Annotated in this window: 15 protein-coding genes; 8 read left to right on the forward strand and 7 right to left on the reverse strand. The window is 61.7% G+C overall.

What is annotated here, in order from left to right:
- Positions 1-11: 11 nt before the first annotated feature.
- Positions 12-1,175, reverse strand: a complete 1,164-nt coding sequence (locus DFR38_RS01340) for an efflux RND transporter periplasmic adaptor subunit (RefSeq protein ID WP_059285949.1) — start codon at positions 1,173-1,175, stop codon at positions 12-14.
- Between the two features lie 529 nt (positions 1,176-1,704).
- Positions 1,705-3,285: an ABC transporter substrate-binding protein gene (locus tag DFR38_RS01345; protein ID WP_110312884.1), complete on the reverse strand. Its 1,581-nt coding sequence runs from the start codon at positions 3,283-3,285 to the stop codon at positions 1,705-1,707.
- Between the two features lie 214 nt (positions 3,286-3,499).
- On the opposite strand from DFR38_RS01345, the gene DFR38_RS01350 reads away from it, so the two are divergent.
- Together DFR38_RS01350 and DFR38_RS01355 are read left to right on the forward strand one after the other, a co-directional pair.
- A complete protein-coding gene (locus DFR38_RS01350; RefSeq protein WP_059285945.1) occupies positions 3,500-4,114 on the forward strand; it encodes a M15 family metallopeptidase in 615 nt (204 codons plus the stop codon).
- A gap of 140 nt (positions 4,115-4,254) precedes the next feature.
- The gene (locus DFR38_RS01355; protein WP_110312885.1) at positions 4,255-5,085 is read left to right on the forward strand and encodes a hypothetical protein; all 831 of its coding nucleotides are present in this window, start codon (positions 4,255-4,257) and stop codon (positions 5,083-5,085) included.
- Between the two features lie 187 nt (positions 5,086-5,272).
- Here DFR38_RS01355 and typA read toward each other — a convergent pair whose 3' ends face one another.
- Positions 5,273-7,087 carry a translational GTPase TypA gene (typA, locus tag DFR38_RS01360; RefSeq protein ID WP_059285947.1) on the reverse strand — a complete coding sequence of 605 codons (1,815 nt, stop codon included), beginning with the start codon at positions 7,085-7,087 and terminating at the stop codon, positions 5,273-5,275.
- Positions 7,088-7,238: 151 nt separating this feature from the next.
- Here typA and DFR38_RS01365 point away from each other — a divergent pair, with 151 nt between their 5' ends.
- Positions 7,239-8,123, forward strand: a complete 885-nt coding sequence (locus tag DFR38_RS01365; RefSeq protein ID WP_059285948.1) for a hypothetical protein — start codon at positions 7,239-7,241, stop codon at positions 8,121-8,123.
- A 158-nt stretch (positions 8,124-8,281) separates the two neighbouring features.
- On the opposite strand, the gene DFR38_RS01370 is transcribed toward DFR38_RS01365, so the two are convergent.
- The gene (locus DFR38_RS01370) at positions 8,282-9,271 is read right to left on the reverse strand and encodes an NAD(P)H-quinone oxidoreductase (protein WP_239688641.1); all 990 of its coding nucleotides are present in this window, start codon (positions 9,269-9,271) and stop codon (positions 8,282-8,284) included.
- Between the two features lie 106 nt (positions 9,272-9,377).
- On the opposite strand from DFR38_RS01370, the gene DFR38_RS01375 reads away from it, so the two are divergent.
- From DFR38_RS01375 to gloA2, 4 genes are all read left to right on the forward strand, one after another.
- Positions 9,378-11,813: a heavy metal translocating P-type ATPase gene (locus DFR38_RS01375; protein WP_110312886.1), complete on the forward strand. Its 2,436-nt coding sequence runs from the start codon at positions 9,378-9,380 to the stop codon at positions 11,811-11,813.
- Entirely contained in the window at positions 11,813-12,031 is a 219-nt protein-coding gene (gene ccoS, locus DFR38_RS01380; RefSeq protein ID WP_059287654.1) for a cbb3-type cytochrome oxidase assembly protein CcoS, read from the forward strand. Before DFR38_RS01375 ends, ccoS begins: the two co-directional genes overlap by 1 nt.
- A 55-nt stretch (positions 12,032-12,086) precedes the next feature.
- Positions 12,087-13,403 (forward strand): MFS transporter, encoded by a 1,317-nt coding sequence (locus DFR38_RS01385; protein ID WP_110312887.1) that lies wholly within the window; start codon positions 12,087-12,089, stop codon positions 13,401-13,403.
- A 311-nt stretch (positions 13,404-13,714) separates the two neighbouring features.
- Positions 13,715-14,125 carry an SMU1112c/YaeR family gloxylase I-like metalloprotein gene (gene gloA2, locus DFR38_RS01390; protein WP_059287473.1) on the forward strand — a complete coding sequence of 137 codons (411 nt, stop codon included), beginning with the start codon at positions 13,715-13,717 and terminating at the stop codon, positions 14,123-14,125.
- Here the strand turns inward: gloA2 and DFR38_RS01395 are convergent.
- From DFR38_RS01395 to DFR38_RS01405, 3 genes are all read right to left on the reverse strand, one after another.
- Positions 14,122-16,212, reverse strand: coding sequence for a putative bifunctional diguanylate cyclase/phosphodiesterase (locus DFR38_RS01395; protein ID WP_059287472.1), 2,091 nt, complete (start codon positions 16,210-16,212; stop codon positions 14,122-14,124). The two genes, gloA2 and DFR38_RS01395, sit on opposite strands and share 4 nt — an antisense overlap.
- 110 nt (positions 16,213-16,322) lie before the next feature.
- The gene (locus DFR38_RS01400; protein WP_110312888.1) at positions 16,323-18,368 is read right to left on the reverse strand and encodes a methyl-accepting chemotaxis protein; all 2,046 of its coding nucleotides are present in this window, start codon (positions 18,366-18,368) and stop codon (positions 16,323-16,325) included.
- Between the two features lie 365 nt (positions 18,369-18,733).
- A complete protein-coding gene (locus tag DFR38_RS01405) occupies positions 18,734-19,657 on the reverse strand; it encodes a LysR family transcriptional regulator (RefSeq protein WP_059286139.1) in 924 nt (307 codons plus the stop codon).
- Between the two features lie 90 nt (positions 19,658-19,747).
- On the opposite strand from DFR38_RS01405, the gene DFR38_RS01410 reads away from it, so the two are divergent.
- Positions 19,748-20,551, forward strand: a complete 804-nt coding sequence (locus DFR38_RS01410; RefSeq protein WP_059286140.1) for a substrate-binding domain-containing protein — start codon at positions 19,748-19,750, stop codon at positions 20,549-20,551.
- Positions 20,552-20,553: the final 2 nt, after the last annotated feature.

Here is a 20,553-nt window from a genome sequence, read left to right on the forward strand (position 1 = left end):
CTTTTCCCGGTTTACTTGGCGGCAGAAGCAGTGGCAGCGAGGGGTTCCGCCTTGACAACGGCGCCATCCTGCACCTTCATCAGGCCTTCCACCACGATGCGCTCGCCCCCTTGCAGGCCGCTGTCCACCAGCCATTTATTACCCACGGTCTGGCTGGTCTTGATGATGCGGGCGCTCACCTTGTTGTCCGGACCCACCACCATCACCACGGCCTCGCCCTTCTGGTTACGGGTAACGGCCTGCTGCGGCAGCAGCAAGGCACGCTGGCGTACACCCTGCTCCAGCCGCGCACGGACAAACATGCCCGGCAACAGCTCGCCATTCGGGTTATCAAAGGTGGCGCGCAAGGTCACCATGCCGGTGCTGGCATCCACCGTGACATCGGAAAACTGCAGCTCACCTTCTTTGGCATATTCGCTGCCATCTTCCAGGATCAGCTTCACCTTGGCCTTGCCTGGCTGGCTGTGCAGTGCGCCCTTGGCAAAGTCACGGCGCAGGTGCAGCAGCTCGGTGCTGGACTGGGTCATGTCGACATAGGCAGTGGAGAGCTGCTGTACGGTAGCCAGCGCCGTAGTCTGGTTGGCCGTCACCAGTGCACCGGCGGTGACGCTGGACTTGCCGATACGGCCGCTGACCGGCGCGGTGATGCGGGTATAAGCCAGATTGATGCGGGCGGTTTCCACGGCCGCCTTGGCCGTGGCCAGGTCGGCGCGCGCCTGCAGCAAGGCAGCATGCGCATCGTCATTGTCCTGGCTGCTGATGGCCTTGATTTCTGCCAGCTGCGCATAGCGCCTGGCCTTCAGCTCGGCCGAGGCCAGGGTCGCCTCGGCCTTGGCCTGGCTGGCCTGGGCGGTCTGGTAGGCCGCCTGGTAGGTTTCCGGATTGATCTGGTACAGCACCTGTCCGGCCTTGACCTCGCTGCCTTCGGTAAACAGCCGCTTCTGGATGATGCCGCCGACTTGCGGGCGGATTTCGGCCACGGTAAAGGCGGAAATCCGTGCCGGCAGCTCGCGGCTTAGTACGGTGTCCTGTGCTTGCAGGGTGATGATGCCGACGCTGGCCGGGCCGGCAGCCGGCATGCCAGCGTTTTGCGACTTGCCGCAGCTGCTCAGTGCAGCCGACAGCAGCAAGGCGGCGACAAGCTTGAGAGCGGGTGATGCTTGCTTGATGTGCATAAACATTCCAGGGCTTGAAGGAAGATGAAGAACTGCACTGTGCCGGGTCTGCCTGCCCAGTCATTCAGTTGGCTTATTTTAAATACATACGCGACTGTATGCTTGCCAATATGCAGGTAAATTTTGGTAAAGCCGGGAGACGCATTGATTGATGGGCAGCATTGTCCTCAGAAAATAGCAGCCTTTAAATCAAATAACTTGGTAATTTTAAATTATTGAATTATTAATAATGACATAAGTGCAACACTAAGTATGTTTACTTAGGTATTTTCACGAATTTGACGCGTATTTTCTTGGACGCATCCAGGAAACAAGTAAGATAGGACTAACAGATACAGCGAGCAGGCAAAGATATGCCAGCCGTCTGAATTGCTGTGAAACCTGCCGGGCAAGCCTTGGGGAAGGTGCCGGCAACGGTGTGCGAACACATCGGGGAAGATGCGTGCAAGCGGGAGCAGACTGCCAAGGCAGTCAACAAGCCAGAACTTGGCTGGCAGCGGGGATGATCCCGCTGCCAGCCAGGGGTGGCCTATTTCACATAGACATCCTCAAAGCCGAACGAGCCGTTCGGATTCATCACAAAGCCCTGTACTTCCTTGCGCATCGGAATATAAATGCGTGAATGCGCCATGGTGATCCACGGCCGCTCGCGTTTGAAAATTTCCTGCGCTTTCAGATAGTAGGCCGTGCGCTGCTTGCGGTCGTTGGTCTGGCGGGCTTTTAACAGCAGCTGGTCAAATTCCTGATTGCAGAAGCGCTGGCCGTTCTTGCTGACACTGCAGGAGAGCGCGGTCCACAGAAAGTCGTCCGGATCGCCGGAGTCGCTGGTCAGGCCGCTCATATAGACATCATGCTCGCCCTGCCCTGCCCGTTTCAGATACTCGCCCCACTCGTAACTCTGGATCGTGGCCCTGACCCCTATCCTGGCCCAGTCTTGCTGGATCATTTGCGCCATCAGCTTGCCATTGGGGTTGGTTGGCCGCTGCACCGGCAAGGCCCACAGATTGATGCTGAAACCATCCGGATAGCCTGCCCTGGCCAGCAGCTGCCGTGCGCGCGCCGGATTGTACTCATTGCGGATCTTGCCATTCCAGCCCCACACCGCCGGCGGGAAAGGATTGACCGCCTGCGTGGCGCCTCCCCTGGGAAACAGCGCCTTGAACAGGGCGTCGCGATCAATGGCGATGTCCAGTGCCACCCGCACATCGCGACTGGCCAGCTGCGGCCGTTTCAGATTGTAGGCCAGATAGGAAATATTCATCGCGCCGGTGCTGTCCACCTTGATATTGCGGTCGGCCTGCAGGCTGTCCAGATCGGCCTCGCGCACTGCGGCGGCCAGCTGGCATTCATTGTTCTTCAGCTTCTGGATGCGCACTTGCGGATCGGTGACGATGGCAAAAACCAGGCTGCGGGTAAGTTGCGGCCGCCCCCAGTAGTCGGCATTGGCCTGCAGGCGCACCGCCGAGTCCTTGGCGTAGCTCTTGAACTGGTAGGGCCCGGTGCCGACAGGCAGCTGGTTGATGTCGGCGGCACGGTTCTGCCGCAACAGCTGTTCGGCATATTCGGCCGACTGCATGCCGGCAAAGCCCATGGCCAGAAAACTCAGAAAGGTGGCGTTGCGCTCTTTCAGCTGCAGCCGCACCGTGTAGGGGTCTAGCTTCTGCACGCTGGCCAGCGACTGGGCAATGCCGTAATTGGCCGGCCCCAGCAGCTGGGTCTTGAATGCTGTGTTGAAAGGCAGTTCGGGCCTGATCCAGCGCTGCACGGTGAACACCACGTCATCGGCCGAAAAGGGGCGGGTCGGGTTGAAGTAGTCGGTGTGCTGAAACCTCACGCCCTTGCGCAAGTGAAAGGTATAGCTCAGGCCATCTGCCGATATTTCCCACTTACTGGCCAGTGCCGGCACGATGTCCACCCCACCGCGCTTGAATGCAACCAGTCCCTGGAAAATCTGCCGGGTCACATTATAAGTAGATGCACTATCCCATAGTACCGGATCAAAGCCTTCCGGTGCCGTTTCGGCGCAGAACACCAGGGGCTTGGCGGCCAGTGCCGGCAGGGCTGCCGTGCCCAGACCCGCCAGCAGAAACAGCGTATGCAGCTTCATCATTCTCTCCCTCATGCCGTGCTTGCGGCATTGCCAGCCAGCAAAGCCCGCATGATAACCGAAAGCACAGCCATGGCGCCGGCCACCGAGCCAAACAATGACGGCCCGGCCCATCCGCAACCGCGGCGCATTGCCTGGTTCTGCCCGCTGGTGGAAGATACAATCCGTCATGCCGTCAACATGCCGGCCATCTGCCCCGCTCAACCGGAATCCCCCCATGCCCCTGACCACCATCCAGCTGGAAGACGTACTCAATCATCCGGAATACATCTCAATCCACCAGATGCCGGGCATCCTGCTGGATTTGCGCTATGCCAGCGCGGACAACTTCATCGGGCACAAGCTGTATGGCGATTTCGATGGCGGCCTGCTGCACCGCCAGGCCGCCAGCCAGCTGGCCCGCGCCGCGAGCATCCTGCAAGAAGAACGGCCGGGCTGGCGCTTGCGGGTGCTGGATGCATTGCGGCCCGGACGGGTGCAGCGCCTGCTGTGGGAGCGGGTGAAGGGCACGCCGCAGCATATCTATGTAGCCGACCCGGCACGCGGCTCCATCCACAGCTTTGGCATGGCGGTGGATGTCACGCTGGAGGACGAGCATGGCCAGGAGCAGGACATGGGCACCCGCTTTGATGACTTTTCCCTGCTGGCACAACCCGCCCAGGAAAGGCAGATGCTACAGGCCGGCCTGCTGACCCAGCCGCAGCTGCAGCGACGCCTGTTGCTGCGTGCTTGCATGCAGCAAGCCGGTTTCCACGGCATTGCCAGCGAATGGTGGCACTTCGAAGCCGCGGATAGCGGCTGGATACGCGCCAATATGCTGCTGGTGGAATAGCCGCACCATTGGCAAGCCAGGGCCGGGGTTGCGCTGACTTGACGCAGACCGGCAAATCAAGTCTCATCCATCCTGCAATAATTAAAACAATTTAAACAAATATCCGAATACCCGCGGGCATGGTGCAGATGAGTGAGGCAATGAAAGACAGCGTGACCTATAGCAGTGCCGCTTCGTTTTCCCAACTGCAGCTCAAGCTGCAAGCCATCATCCGCCGCTGTCCTGATCTGGCACTGCGCCAGCTGTGCCTGGGTGCGCTGGAGCGGATCTTTGCCATCAAGTCGATGTTGTGCCTGCCCTTTGACATGGTTTATGCCAGCCAGGCTGCCCGGCTGAGTGAACAGCTGGGGGAGCTGGCCTTTGCCGAGCTGATTCGCAGCGAGGACGGACTCAATCAGCTGGAACAGGAAATGCGCAAGGTGTTTGGCTTTATCGAAAACCAGCATGGTGGTGCGGTGTTCCAGCGGCTTAATGCACTGGCCGCCGCACTGGCCTGGGACATCATCGAGGCATTGCTGCGCGACTTCATCGAGCAGAGCTGTAACCGTCAGCCGCTGCTGCTGCTGGATGCACTGGAGCAGCTCAAGCCCATTCATCGTGACAAGCTGTTTCGCAGCGAAGTGCTGCAACGGCACGACTTTGCCATACAGCACAAACTGGGCAGCATCCTGCTGGAAGAAAACAATATCCGCGGCGTGGAGCGGCTGCGCTTGTGGCTGAAGCTGCTTTTCCCGCAGGAAAACAGCTTGCTCGCCTATGTGGAGGACCCGCTGCTGGACACCCTGCAGGCGCGGCGCGAAAGCATTCTGCACGACCACCCCGCACAGGATGCCGCACTGGCGCTCAGCCGGGATGATGTCAATATCGCGGTGATCCGTGCCATCAAGCTCTGCCTGCTGCTTGCGATGGATGTCAGGATGACGCCCGCAGCCCCCGCCAGCCACGCCGTCCCCGGCGCGCTGACCCTGTAGGCGGCAGACAAAAAAATCCCGGCACAGGCCGGGATCAACGTTTAGCGGGGATAGATACGAGGCGGGAACCTCGCATTTCGATTTATATCTATCAAATAACCCCTAGTCAACTAAATATTTACTTACATATAAAGTCAGTTGCAAAAAAAGGCAGCCATTGGCTGCCTTTTGTCACTCCGCTGAAAGATCAGGAAGCTTGCTTGTTCATCTTGCGACGCTCGTGCTCTTGCAGGTAGCGCTTGCGGATGCGGATGGACTTCGGCGTGATTTCCACCAGTTCGTCATCGTCGATGAATTCAACTGCCGATTCCAGCGTCATCTTCATCGGCGTGGTCAGGCGAACCGCTTCGTCAGTGCCGGAGGCGCGCACGTTGGTCAGCTGCTTGCCCTTGACCGGGTTGACCACCAGGTCGTTGTCACGGCTGTGAATGCCGATGATCATGCCTTCATACAGCTTGTCGCCCGGGGATACGAACATGCGGCCGCGATCTTCCAGCTTCCACAGTGCGTAAGCCACGGCTTCGCCGTTTTCCTGGGAGATCAGCACGCCATTGTGGCGACCCGGCATGTCCGGCTTCACCGGTGCGTAGTCGTCAAATACGTGGCTCATCAGGCCGGTACCACGGGTCATGGTCATGAAATCGGACTGGAAGCCGATCAGGCCGCGCGCCGGGATATGGTATTCCAGGCGGGTACGACCCATGCCATCGGATTCCATATTGGTCAGTTCGCCGCGACGACGACCGATTTCTTCCATGATGCCACCCTGGTGATCATCTTCCAGGTCGATGGTCAGGTTTTCGTACGGCTCGCACTTCTCGCCGTTGATCTCCTTGAACACCACACGCGGCTTGGCCACGGCCATTTCAAAGCCTTCACGACGCATGTTTTCCAGCAGGATGGTCAGGTGCAATTCACCACGACCGGACACGCGGAATACGTCGGAGTCTTCGGTTTCTTCAACGCGCAGCGCCACGTTGGTCAGCAGTTCCTTGTTCAGACGGTCACGGATCTGACGGCTGGTCACGAACTTGCCCTCGGTACCGGCCAGCGGCGAGGAGTTCACCATGAAGTCCATGGTCAGGGTCGGTTCGTCCACCGACAGTACCGGCAGACCAGCCGGCTGATCCTTGTCACAGATGGTGACGCCGATACCGATGTCTTCGATACCGGAAATGATCACGATGTCGCCGGCTTCGGCTTCAGCCACTTCCACGCGCTCCAGGCCCTTGAAGCCCAGCAGCTGGTTGATACGGCCAGCGGCAACCTGCTCTTCGTGGTTCATCACCACCACCTGCTGACCCGGCTTGATGCGGCCATTCAGGATACGACCCAGGCCCAGACGGCCGGTGTAGGTGGAGTAGTCGAGAGCGGACACCTGCAGTTGCAGCGGAGCGTCTGCGCTACCGTTCGGCAGCGGCACGTGCTTGAGCACGGTGTCGAACAGCGGACGCATATTGTCGGATTCCTGATCCAGTTCCAGCTTGGCAAAGCCGTTCAGGCCGGAAGCATAGATGATGGGGAAGTCCAGTTGTTCGTCGGTGGCGCCCAGCTTGTCGAACAGGTCGAAAGTTTGGTCTACCACCCAGTCCGGACGTGCGCCCGGACGGTCTACCTTGTTGATCACCACGATCGGACGCAGGCCCAGGGCCAGGGCTTTCTTGGTCACGAAACGGGTTTGCGGCATCGGGCCTTCCACGGCGTCGACCAGCAGCAGCACGCCGTCCACCATGCCCAGTACACGTTCCACTTCGCCACCGAAGTCGGCGTGTCCCGGGGTGTCCACGATATTGATGTGCACGCCTTCGTAGTCGATGGCGGTGTTCTTGGCCAGAATGGTAATGCCACGCTCTTTTTCAAGATCGTTGCTGTCCATTACGCGTTCATCTACCTGCTGGTTCTCGCGGAAGGTGCCGGACTGGCGCAGCAACTGGTCAACGAGGGTGGTTTTGCCATGGTCCACGTGGGCAATAATGGCAATATTACGAATCTGTCGTGTCATGTTTCGGAATTCGGTCGGTTGAAGCGGAAAAATCGTACGATTCTATCACGTAGCACAGGCTTAACCCAAAGCATTATCGCGACAAGGCATGATGATTTGGTTACACTGCGCGCCATTTCCCCTTGCAAACCCCGATATTGAGGAGTCGACCATGTATGACTGGGACGCCCTGTGGCATGAACATGAAGGCTATCGCACCGGCTTCGATGTGCAGCACAACGACGCCAACCAGCTGGCCGACGAGCTGTCGGCCAAGCTGACCAAGCCGGCGCAACACCCCACCGACGTGGCGGTATACGAAACGGCTGACCGCTTCATCCTGGCCGGCCATGCCGACGGGCTGCAGCTGCTGGAAGTGTTCAAGCACGGCCTGTTTGACATCACCCTGCGCCTGGTGAGCGAGGACGAGGGCCAGCCACTGCCGCTGCCCTATGTGGAAATCCATGTCGACAATCTGGCCACCGAAGAACAGGCCGTCTGGCGTGGCGTGGTGCGTCGCGACGAAGAAGGCCGCATCTGGATAGATAGCCGCACGCTGGATGAGCAGGTGATGCCGGCCATGCCTTTTGACGAGCTGTCCTTCACCGACAACGCCCGCTTCCGCGATGCGCTGCACCGGGTATGGAATGAAGACCTGCCCACCCTGCGCCCACTGATCGAGGCCTGGTTTGATCACAGCGCACTGACCGGCGCAGCCGAGACACACCATTACGGCGACGAAAGCCGGGTACAGCAGATTTGCGACCGTTATGCGGAAATCGTCCGCCGAGAACAGGCCACCCTGTCGCGCCTGTTCGCCGATGCCGAGCTGCAGCTGATTGCCCATGTACTGCAAAACGTGCGCTTCGAAGAGGCGGCATCCTGCCGCGGCGTCTGGCTGGCAGTGGAAGCCTGCATGATAGACGAGGAACTGGATCAGCATTTCAAGCTGGATGGCGAGGCGCTGCTGGGCAAGATGAAGACGCTGTCTTACGCCCAGGAAGTCGCGCTGATCGAAGCGCTGTCGCCCTTGCCGGCTGCCAGCGCCGCCGAATAAGGTTACCCGCAGCAGCAGGACCCAAGGCCCGCCCTCGCCAGAGGCGGGCTTTTTTGCAGACAAAAAAAAGGGGAACGATAGCCGCATCGTCCCCTAATCCCATCCATACCAGTCAGAGGCAGAGCACCTCCCACGCCGCACAATGTACGGGCGACGGATTACGCCGTCATTACAGGAAAGAAGGTCAAGACCACCTTGCCCAGATTGGCATTGGCTTCCATGTGGGCATGTGCCTCCGCCGCCTGCTGCCAGGGGTAGCTGCTGTCCAGGGTCAGTTGCAGCTGTCCGGCCTGCAGGGCTGGCAGGATTTCCCGCTCCAGCGCCTGCGCCAGCACGGCCTTGGCCGCCAGCGGCTGGGAACGCAGGGTGGAGCCGATCAGCGACAGACGCTTGACCAGCAGCAGGCCCAGATTGAGTTCGCTCTTGCTGCCACCCATCAGGCCGATATTCACCAGCCGGCCATCCTGCTTCAGGCTGGCCATGTTTTCTGCCAGATAAGATGCGCCGACCGGGTCGAGAATCATGTCCACCCCGCCCCACTCCTTGACCTGGGCCGAGAAGGCCGGCAACTGCTTGTAATTGAAGACCTGTTCCGCCCCCAGTCGCTGACAGAAGGCCAGCTTGTCCGCACTGCCGGCACTGGCAAAGGGATGCGCCCCCAGCCAGCGCGCCAGCTGGATGGCCGTGGCACCGACACCGCTGGCGCCGGCATGGATCAGCACCTTATCCCCGGCCTGCACCTTGCCGACCTGCACCAGGTTCAGCCAGGCAGTCATCCACACCTCGGGCAGGCTGGCCGCCTCCACCCAGGACATGGCATCCGGCTTGGCAATGGCCAGCGCCTCGTCCAGCACCGCATATTCGGCATAGCCGCCACCGGCGATCAGGCCGAATACCGCATCGCCTTCGCGAAAGCGGCTGCCGGCATCAGCCTCGACCACCACCCCGGCCACTTCCAGCCCCAGGATATTGCTGGCGCCGGGCGGCGGCGGATAATGCCCGCTGCGCTGCACGATATCGGCCCGATTCACCCCGGCGGCCATCACCTGCAGCAGCAGCTGGCCGGCCTGGCGCTGCGGCCTGGCGGTCTCCCCCGGATAAAGGGTGTCAGCAGCACCCGGTGCGCTTTGTAAAATCGCCTGCATCATCTTGCTTTGCCTTTCCTTGCACTGCCTGCTCTTTAGCGAATTTCACCCGTCATGAAACTGAGCCAGATCAAGCAATGCGTCCGAGTATTGTTTACAATGGCGCGCCATGACTGATCACTGCTTCCATTGCGGCCTGCCCGTTCCCGAGAATGTCGATTTTCCGGTGCGTTATCGCGAAAAAACCGAAGCCACCTGTTGCGCCGGCTGCCAGGCGGTGGCGCAGACCATCATCGACTCCGGGCTGTCCGACTACTACGCTCACCGCACGCAGGGCGCGCGCCAGGGCGAGGTATTGCCGGCCGATATTTTGCAGCAGATTCAGCTGTACGACTCGGAAGAATTGCAGAAAAGCTTTGTCCATGTCACGAGCGGACAAACGCGTGAAGCGGCGCTGATGCTGGAAGGCATCACCTGCGCCGCCTGTGTCTGGCTGAACGAGCAGCACATCCGCCAGTTGCCGGGCGTGCTGGCCGTGGACATCAACTATACCAGCCACCGCGCACGGGTCAGCTGGGACAACAGCCGCATCCGGCTGTCGCAGATCCTGCAGGCCATCACGGCCATCGGCTATCGCGCCCATCCTTATGATGCCGAACGCCAGGAAGCGCTGGCACAGAAGCAGCGCAAGCAGGCCATCAGCCGGCTATGGGCGGCCGGCCTGTCGATGATGCAGGTGATGATGTATGCCGTGCCGGTATACCTGGCGCCGGATGGCGACATCGACCCGGACTTCCTGTGGCTGCTGCACTGGGCCAGCCTGATCCTGACGCTGCCGGTGATGCTGTACTCCGCCGTGCCCTTCTACCAGAACACCTGGCGCGACCTGAAAACCGGCCGCGTCGGCATGGATACGCCGGTCACCATCGGCATTTTCACCGCCTTTTTCGCCAGCCTGTGGGCGTTGATCAACAAGATTCCGCACGGCGTGTATTTCGACTCGGTATCGATGTTCGTCTTTTTGCTGCTGGGCGGGCGCTATCTGGAAAGCATTGCCCGGCGCAAGGCCGGCGAGGCCACCGAAAGCCTGGTACGGCTGATACCGGCCTTTGCCCACCGCGCCAATGACTGGCCGGCCAGCCGCGACACGGTGGAAACCACGGTAGCCATGCTCAATCCCGGCGATGTGATTCTGGTGAAGCCGGGCGAAACCATTCCCGGCGATGGTCTGGTGCTGGATGGTCATAGCGCGGCGAATGAGGCGCTGATCAGCGGCGAGAGCCGCCCGGTCAGCAAGCAAGCCGGCGACGCCGTGGTGGCCGGCAGCGTCAATACCAGCAGCCCGCTGTTTGTCCGCATCAGCCAGACTGGCCAGGAAACCCGGCTGGCCGGCATTGTGCGGCTGCTGGACAAGGCGCTGGCGGAAAAGCCGCGCCTGGCCGTGGCGGCCGACCGCTTTGCCAGCTGGTTTGTCGCCCTGCTGCTGCTGGCGGCTGCCGGCAGCTATATCGCCTGGCACTTTATCGAGCCGGCCCGTGCGCTGTGGATCATGGTGGCGGTGCTGGTGATCTCCTGCCCGTGCGCGCTGTCACTGGCCACGCCGGCCGCGCTGACCGCCGCTACCGGCCACCTGGCCGCGCTGGGCGTGCTGACCACGCGCGGCCATGCCCTGGAAACCCTGGCCAAGGTCAGTGACGCCGTGTTTGACAAGACCGGCACCCTGACCCATGGCGACATGCGCCTGCGCGCGCAGCAGACACTGGCCGGGCTGGACGATGCCGCCACGCTGGCCATCGCCGCCGCACTGGAGCAGGCATCGGAGCACCCGGTGGCACAGGCACTGAAACTGGCGGCAGCCGACCTGCCGCTACCGGCCACCGAACGGCTGGACAGCACGCCGGGCAAGGGCGTGGAAGGGGTCATCGCCGGCCAGAGCTGGCGGCTGGGTTCGGCCGAATTCATCAATGAGTGGCTGGCAACGCCGCTTGTGCTGGCGCAGGACTGGCATGCCGACTGCACCCTGGTGGTGCTGGCAAACCGGCAGGCCGCGCAGGCGGTATTCGCCATCGGCGACACCGTGCGCGATGATGCCGCCGCCATGGTGCAGGCCCTGCGCCAGCGTGGCATTGCCATTCACCTGCTCAGTGGCGATGGCGCGGGTGCCGTGCACAGCCTGGCCGACAGCCTGGGCATAAGCGACTGGCATGCCCGTGCCACGCCAGAAGACAAGCTGGCTTTTGTCGGCCAGTTGCAGCAGGCCGGCAAGCGGGTGCTGATGGTGGGCGATGGCATCAATGATGCGCCGGTACTGGCGCGCGCCGATGTGTCGCTGGCCATGGGTGGCGGCACCGACGTTGCCCGCGCCAGCGGCGACATGGTGCTGATGGGAGACCAGCTGGCGCTGATTCCGACAGCCCTGTCGCTGGCACGCAAGACACTGGCAGTAATCAGGCAAAACCTGTGGTGGGCAGCCGGGTATAATCTGCTGGCGCTGCCCCTGGCCATGACCGGCCACGTCACTCCGTGGCTGGCCAGCCTGGGGATGGCCGCCAGCTCGCTCATCGTGGTGAGCAATGCCCTGCGACTCGTCAAACGGAAATCCTGATGGAAAGTCTTTACCTGCTCATCCCGCTCAGCATCGTGCTGGCTTTTGTCATCGCCGTGGTGTTCTGGTGGGCCACCCGCTCCGGTCAGTTTGACGACATGGAAGGCCCGGCCCACCGCATCCTGATGGACGACGACCGTCCGGCACAGCAAAAGGCCGAGGCTGGCACCGCCGGCACCACGGAAAAGCCGGCCGCATCCAGGGTGGAGCAAGGCTGACAGGCCGTTTCGGATCAGTTAGCATGCCTTTCCCGCCTTTTCGTGCTGACACACCGTGAAAACAGACTTCAGTTTCTTTGGCTCCCGCCGCTTTCTGCCCTTGTTCGGCACGCAATTCCTGGGCGCATTCAATGACAATCTGCTGAAAACCGCCATCGTGGTGCTGATCAGCTACCATGGCCTCAGCCTGAACGGCCTGTCCCCGGAACTGCTGGTGAATATGGCGGCCGGGGTGTTCATCCTGCCCTTTTTCCTGTTCTCCGCCACCGCCGGCAAGATTTCCGAACGCTTCGACAAGGCCGTCATCGCCCGCTGGATCAAGCTGGCCGAAATCGGCATCATGCTGCTGGCTGGCGCTGGCTTCTTTATGCACAGTGCCGGCCTGCTGATGTCGGCGCTGTTCCTGATGGGCTGCCATTCGGCGTTTTTTGGCCCGCTCAAGTATTCGGTACTGCCGCAATACCTGGACGAACACGAGCTGGTGGGCGGCAATGGCATGATCGAGATGGGTACTTTCCTGGCCATCCTGATCGGCCAGATCATCGGCAGCCTGATGACCCAGGGCGGCCCGTGGCTCACCGTCGGCCTGTTGCTGGGCACCGCCGTGTGCGGCTGGCTGTTCAGCCGCCGCATGCCGGCAGCGCCGCCCGGTGCGCCGCATCTGAAACTGTCCTTCAATTTCATCGGCGACTCGGTGCGGCTGGTCGGCCAGGCCTGGCGCATTCGCGATGTACGCAGCGCCATTCTCGGCATTTCCTGGTTCTGGCTGATGGGCGCGGTCTACACCACCCAGCTGCCCACCTTTACCCGCCTGCACCTGGGCGGCAATGCCGATGTCTACACCGTGATGCTGGCCCTGTTTTCCATCGGCATCGGCCTGGGTTCGGTGATCTGCGCCAAGCTGTCGCACGGTCAGTTGCAGCTTGGGCTGGTGTTGCTGGGCAGCGCCGGCATGACGCTGTTTGGCGGTGATCTGGCACTGGGTGCCATGTCGCATTACCACGGCACCCTGCTGACGCTGCCGGATTTCCTTGGCCAGCTCAGCAGCTGGCGCCATATGCTGGATGTGGCCATGCTGGGTTTCTTTGGTGGCTTCTTTACCGTGCCGCTATATACCTGGCTGCAGCTATCCAGCCCGGACAGCTTCCGCTCGCAGGCCATTGCCGCCAACAACATCATCAATGGCTTCTACATGGTGGCCGCTGCGCTGGCCAGCGTGCTGGTACTCAGGCAGTTCGACAATATTTCCTACCTGCTGCTGGGCACTGCCGTGCTGAACATCCTCGCCACCGCCCACTTGCTGCTGGAGGCTCCCATCATCTGGCAGCAGCGCAGCCACTGGCTGAAAACCCTGCTGGAAGATCGCCGCTAGCGGCAGATGGCCGGCACCGGCTGCTGCGCCATGCTTCCCTGACGCAAGGCAGGACGCAAAAAAAGACCGGCCACCACGGGGTGGGGCCGGTCACAAGAGCATTCGGTGGCGTCAAGGCCCGAAACCACCGAAAGCGGGAGGGTCGCCAACAGGCGTCAGGTGTTGATTGCCTGTTAACGGCAGGAGAGGTTCCGCAAGCAGAACCAGCCCCTGTGGTGCTGAGTGTCAGTCAGTGGCGCCATTGTGCCGGCCCCGGCATTATTCGTCCAATTGATTGAAGTTAGATTTTCAATATAAATTCTCTATCAAGCATGCCAGACTCCCCCCTGCCGCTGCGCGGCCTGCACCATGTCGCGCTGATTACTGCCGACTATCCCCGTGCCCGCGACTTTTACCACCGCATTCTCGGCCTGCCCATCATTAGCGAGAGCTGGCGTGCCGAGCGCCAGTCGTGGAAGCTGAACCTGCAATTGCCGGATGGCAGCCAGCTGGAGTTGTTCAGTTTTCCCGCAGCGCCGCCGCGGCTCAGCCGGCCGGAAGCCTGCGGTCTGCGCCATCTGGCCTTGAGTACGGATGATGTGGAGGGTGTGCGGGCGCTGCTGCTGCGTCAGCAAGTCGCCTGCGAGGAAATCCGCCTGGATGAGCTGACCGGTCAGCGCTTTTTCTTTTGCCAGGATCCGGATCAGCTGCCGATCGAGTTTTACGAAATCGCCAGTGGCTAGTCATTGCCGCCAGCGGCCACTCGGCACTGGCTGCTGCGAATGAAATCGATAAAGTCCTGGCGTGGCATGGGCCGGGCAAACAGATAGCCCTGGGCATAGTCGCAGCCCGCTTCCAGCAGCAGCTGGCGCTGCGCCTCGGTCTCCACTCCTTCGGCAATCACCCGCATGCCCAGCTTGTGGGCCATGGCGATGACGGCTTCGGCAATGGCGTGGTCAGTATTATCGCGGGCCAGGCCGGCGATAAAGCTGCGGTCTATCTTCAGATAATCGATATTGAATTTTTTCAGATAGGACATGGCCGAGTAGCCGGTGCCAAAGTCGTCGATGCTGACTTCCACCCCGGCCTGGTGAAAGCCCAGCAGGGTATTGACCACCAGCGGCCGCTCGTCCAGCAGCAAGCCTTCGGTGATTTCCACCGCCAGACAGCCCGCTGGCAGCTGCCGCGCGGCTATTTCCTGCAGCCAGTGGCGGCAGTCGCCACTGATGAACTGACGGGGTGAGATATTGATGCTGACCTGCCCTCCAGGCCAAGCCTCCAGTAGTTCCAGCGTCTGCTGGAACACCAGATTGCCGATATCGCCGATCATGCCGATTTCCTCGGCCACCGCGATGAAATCGCCAGGCAACAGCACCCCCTGCTCGGGATGGCGCCAGCGCAGCAGGGCTTCCGCCTTGACCGCCCGGCCGCTGTCCAGCGCGATGATCGGCTGGTAATACGCTTCAAAATGGTTGTCGCGCAGCGCATGGCGCAGGCTGTTGCCCACTTGCTGCCGGCGTTGTGCCTCGACCTGCAAGGATGGCGTGAAAAAGCTGAAACCATTGCGCCCGGCCGCCTTGGCGGCATACATGGCCTGATCGGCAAAGCTGACCAGGGTTTCCAGCTGCGTGCTGTCATCCGGACACAGTGCAATGCCGATGCTGGCCGAGACATAAACCTGATTGCTGCCCAGCAGGAAAGGCAGGCCCAGCAGGCGGATGATTTTGCCGGCCACCAGCGCGGCGGCCTGGGCGTCGCTGATGTCGGGCAGGATGACCACGAATTCATCCCCGCCCTGGCGCGAAACCGTGTCACTACTGCGCACCACCGCACGGATGCGCTCGGCCGCCTGTTTCAGCAACTGGTCACCCATGAGGTGACCCAGGGTGTCGTTGACTTCCTTGAAGCGGTCCAGATCGATAAACAGCAGCGCCAGATTGCTGTTCTTGCGGCGCGCCCGCTCCAGTTCTTTGGCCAGACTGTCACGCAACAGCCGCAAATTGGGCAGGCCGGTCAGGGCGTCGTAGTTGGCCTCGTGCCAGATGGCCTGCTCCATGCGCTTGCGTTCACTGATATCCAGCATCAGGCCGACCAGCCCGCCCAGGCTGCCGTCGGCCTTGTCGAAGGTCGCCTTGTAGAACATCACCTCATGCCGGCTGCCATCGCCATACACCACCTGGGTTTCGTATACCTGGGTGCCGCGGTCGTCAAACAGCGCCTGGTCTGCTGCCTGGTAGCGGGCGGCCAGGTCGGGCGGGGATATATCGAATACGGTACGGCCGATCAGCTCGCTGCGCGCCTTGCCCAGATATTGCTCGAAGGCGCTGTTGCAGCCGATGTAGCGGCCGGTTTCGTCCTTGTAGAACACCGGATTGGGAATGGTATCGATCAGACGGGTGATGAATTGCAGCTGATCCTGGACCGCGCGCTCCGCCGCCGTGCGTTCGGACACATCCAGCAGCATGCCGATGATGGCCGGACGCGCGCCAAAGCGGGTACTGACGCCAAACACCTCCACATCCAGCTCGCTGCCGTCCTGCCGCACCCCGCGGAAAGCATAGTGGCTGCTGTGGCTGTCGCCTTCGATGCGGCGATGGATTTCCCGGCGCACCATGTCATGGTCGCGCGGGGCGGTCAGCTCACGCGGCCCCATGCCGCTGCACAGTTGCTGCTGGCTGTAGCCGAACAGCTCGGCCAGCCGGGGATTGACGAAGACGAAGCGGTCGTCCTGAATGACGTACACCCCGATCAGGGCATTGCTGCACAGCCCCAACAGCAAAGGCCCTGCCTCGTGCAGCAGCCCGTCCAGCGCAGATACGGTCTGGTTCATGATGTCGGCTAGTCCCCGGCGCCGGCGGTGTTGCTCACCGCCCTGTTTTGTTTATAGCGCCCAGAATACCCTAGCCGGCAACAATCCGCCCGGCTTACGGTCAGGCCGTGCTACAGCTTGAAACGGCTGATGCTGGCGCGCAATGCTTCTGCCAGCCCCACCAGGGTGGCCGCGGCCTGGGCGGCAGCGCGGGCCTTGCCATGGTTGCCATCGGCCTGCTGGGCGATTTTTTCCACATTGAGCGCGATATCGCGGCTGGCGGCATCCTGCTCACCCAGTGCATCGGAAATGCCGCTGACGGCATCCCCCACCTGTGCCGCGCCGGCCTGAATGTCCTGCAGGCTGCTGGCCGCCTGGCTGGCACTGCTGACCCCGGCATCCACCTGCTGTGCGCCGGCTTCCATATGCTCCACCGCCATGCGGGCACCGTCCTGAATCTTGCTCACGGTATCGGTAATCTGCAGTGTGGACTGGGTGGTCCGCTCGGCCAGCTTGCGCACCTCGTCGGCCACCACGGCAAAACCGCGCCCGGCCTCGCCGGCCCGCGCCGCCTCGATGGCGGCATTCAGTGCCAGCAGATTGGTCTGGTCGGCGATGTCGCGAATCACCGTCACCACTTCGGCAATGCGTTCGGACAAGCCGTCCAGCTGGCGCACGGTGCCGCCAGCCTGTTTTACCGCAAGGGCGATCTGCCCCATGGTATTGGTGGCCTGTGCCACCACCTGCGCACCGGATTGCGACTGCACGCTGGCATCGACCGCCATTTGCCGGGCCAGATCGGCATGGCGCGCCACCTGGTTGATGCTGCTGCTCATTTCTTCCACGCAGGCCGCCATGGTGCTGGCCGCGGCATTCTGCTCACCGGAGGCGGTGGAAACATCTTCGGAGATGCTGACCAGCGATCTGGCCTGTACCGACAGCGAGGCCAGGCTGCGTTCGACATCAGCAATCATCTCGCGCAGATGGCTGCTCATGGCATCCGCGGCCAGCAGCAATTCGCCCACCTCGTCCTGGCTCGCAGCCTGGATGCGTACGGTCAGGTCGCCAGCGGCCACGCGACGGATGACCTCCACCGCCTGGGCCAGCGGCCGGGTCACCCACAGGCGGCTGGCCCAGAAGGTGGCGGCCAGCAGCAGGCCGATCATCACGATGATGCCGACGGCCAGACGCCAGCGCATGGCTTGCAACTGGGCAGCAAACTCGTCTTCATAGCTGCTGGCGGCAACAATCCAGCCCCAGCGCTCGAAGGTGTCGAATACGGCGATCTTGGGACGCACCGGCTCGTTGCTGTCCGGCTTGGCCCAGTGGTAATGCAGCACGCCCTGCTTCTGTTCCAGCATGATGCGGTTGAAGGCGACGCCGTCCTTGTCCTTGAAGTCCAGCAGATTCTTGCCCTGGGCCTGCGGGTGAATCATCATGCGGCCCGGTTCGTTGCGGGCGTCGAAAGCATAGATGTAGCCGGATTCGCCAAAGCGCACCGACATGATTTTCTGGCGCAGCGCAGCCAGGCTGGCGGTGAACTCCTCACCGACAAACAAGGCGCCCACCACCTGGCCGGCCTCGTTCTGCAGCGGCGAATACAAGGTCATGAAATCGCGACTAAACAGCTGTACCGGTCCGGTATAGGCATGGCCGGCATTCAGGCTGGCATAGGCTGGCGAATCGTGGCTCAGCGGGGTGCCGACGGCGCGGCTGCCGTCTTCTTTCTTGACCGAGGTGGCAACACGAATCCACTCGCTGCCATCCTTGACGAAGATGGTGGCCAGCGAGCCGGTGGCGCGGGTGAAGCGATCCACCTCCAGCGTGCTGTTATTGATGACATGCTCGCCCATGCGCAGCACCGGCAAGGCTTTGCCGCCGGTATCCATCCGTTCGCCACTCAGTACCGGCTGTCCGGGCAGGCTGGCCCGCAAGGCGGATTCGGCCAGCGCGGCCGAGCGTTCCAGCTGCGCCGCGTAGGCATCCATCATGTCGATGACCTGGCGGTTGGCCTGGCGCATTTCCTGTTGCTGTTGCTGCTCCATGCGCTGGCCTTGCCAGTGGGTCAGCCAGATGCCGGCCAGTCCGAGTACCACCAGCAACAACAGGGATAACACCAGGTTGAGCTTGGCGGCAATGCTGAGCCTGCTGGTAAAAGCGTTGAATTGTTTTGACATGATGATGGCCAGGGTATGTGTGTGTGTGCCTGGATGCTGGTCCGCACGACGGGCGGCAAGCGTGTTAGCACATTGGTCTAATTTTGCCGTGGCATCATAATATGAAAATGTTATTTCGATGCAGTAAATTCTTAATAAAATTGACAATTATCAATCGAAAATGATTAGCACTCGTTTTGTGCCGATTGCAGAAAATTGTGCCGGATAGCAACAAGATTGCCAGCGTCGGCAATCGCAATGAACCATCGCGCAGTGAATGATGGAAAGGCGGTGTTTTATTGCAAAGTGCGGACCTGCCGCCTGGCGGCAAACCTGCAACAAGCGGGGCAGATCAGTGCATCAGCGCCCCAGGGACAAGTCAGCGATCATTCGGCCACGCCTTGTGGCTGTCCTTGCTGAAAGGCCCGCCGCAGCTGGTCGATCAGTTGCCGCATCTGGGGGGAATTGTGGCTGCCCTTGCGCTGGATCAGCCCCAGGGTGCGTGACAAGGCCGGCTCGCTGATTTCAATGCCGACCAGCATATGCCTTTGCGCCTGGGTCAGGCTCAGCTCGGGCACGATCACCGGCCCCATGCCGGCCAGCACCATGCCATAGACCCCGGACAGGTGGTTTGCCTCGTAGTAGATCTGCGGCCGCTCGGCCAGCGCGGCCAGTTGATGATCCAGCAGCAGACGGTTGCTGCTGTGCGGCGAGACCGAAACCAGCTTTTCGCCCGCCAGCTCCTGCAGGCGGACACGGCTGCGGGATGCCAGGGGATGATCGCGGCGCACCACCAGCAGGTAGCGCTCGGTCAGCAAGGGCAGGAAGTCGATGCCCGGATCTTCCCCACCGACAAAGTTGATGCCGAGATCGGCCCGGCCATCCAGCACGCAGGCCAGTACCTCCTGCGCATTTTCATCCAGGACCCGCAAGCGGTGCTGCGGATGCGCACGGGCAAAAGCGGCCAGCACCTCCGGCAGCAATTGCTGGGCTACCGATGGAATGCTGGCGATGGTCAGCATGCCGCAGCGCAATTGCTGGCGCTGGCCCAGGCCGTGCATGGCGGCCTCCAGCTCTTCCACCACCGCCTGGGCGTGCTGCAGGAAATGCACGCCCTCCCCGGTCAGCCGTACGCTGCGCGTGGTGCGCTCCAGCAGCCGTACCTGCAGGGCCTGCTCCAGCCTGTCGATGCGCCGGCTCAGGGCGGGCTGGGACAGATACAGCGCTTCGGCGGCGGCCTTGAAGCTGGACTTATCCGCCACCGCGATAAAGGCCTGCAACTCATTGAGCTCGAAATTGATGCGCGCCATTTATTAATCCATGAATTAATTGCAATTAACTATTTAATGCGTCCCGTGCATTATTCGTCAAACGATAAAACACAACAACAGGAGAGACGAATGCATGCACCGACAACGGGATGGCGCCGCTGCGCCATCAGCCTGCTGCTGCTGGGCGGCCTGTGTGGCACGGCAGCTGCGGATGAGCTGCGCGTGGTCAGTTCCGGTGGCTTTGCCGCCGCGCTGAAAACACTGGCCCCCCGCTTCGAACAGCAAACCGGTCACCATCTGCTGCTGGACTGGGGCCCCTCCATGGGCGACACCCCGCAGGCCATTCCCCAGCGCCTGGCACGCGGCGAGCCGGTCGATGTGGTGGTGATGGTGGGCAACTCGCTGCGAAAACTGCTTGCCAGCGGCCAGCTGGCAGCGGACAGCGCCACCCTGCTGGCCAGCTCGCGCATTGCGCTGGCGGTCACGGCCGGCAGCCCGCATCCCGATATCAGCAGCTTGCCGGCACTGCGGCAAACCCTGCTCGACAGCAAGTCGCTGGCCTATTCCGACAGCGCCAGCGGTGTATTCCTGTCGACCGTGCTGTTCCAGCGTCTGGGTGTGGCCGAGGCCATCAAGACGCGCAGCCGCATGATTCCCGCCGAACCGGTGGGAATGGTGGTGGCGCGCGGCGAGGCCCAGCTGGGTTTTCAGCAACTGAGCGAGCTGATTCCGGTGCGCGGCATCGACATTGTCGGCTTGCTGCCTGAACAGGCGCAGCTGGTCACCGACTACTCCGCCGCCGCCGTGCAAGACAGCCGCCACGCCAGCCTGGCCCGCCAGTTCATCCGCTTTCTGGCATCGCCGCAGGCGGCCGAAAGCATACGCCAGACCGGGCTGAGCCCGACCGCCACCACCGCACAACAAGGAGGCTGATC

Origin of the sequence: Aquitalea magnusonii, from assembly GCF_003202035.1 — a bacterium.
Lineage (GTDB): Bacteria > Pseudomonadota > Gammaproteobacteria > Burkholderiales > Chromobacteriaceae > Aquitalea > Aquitalea magnusonii.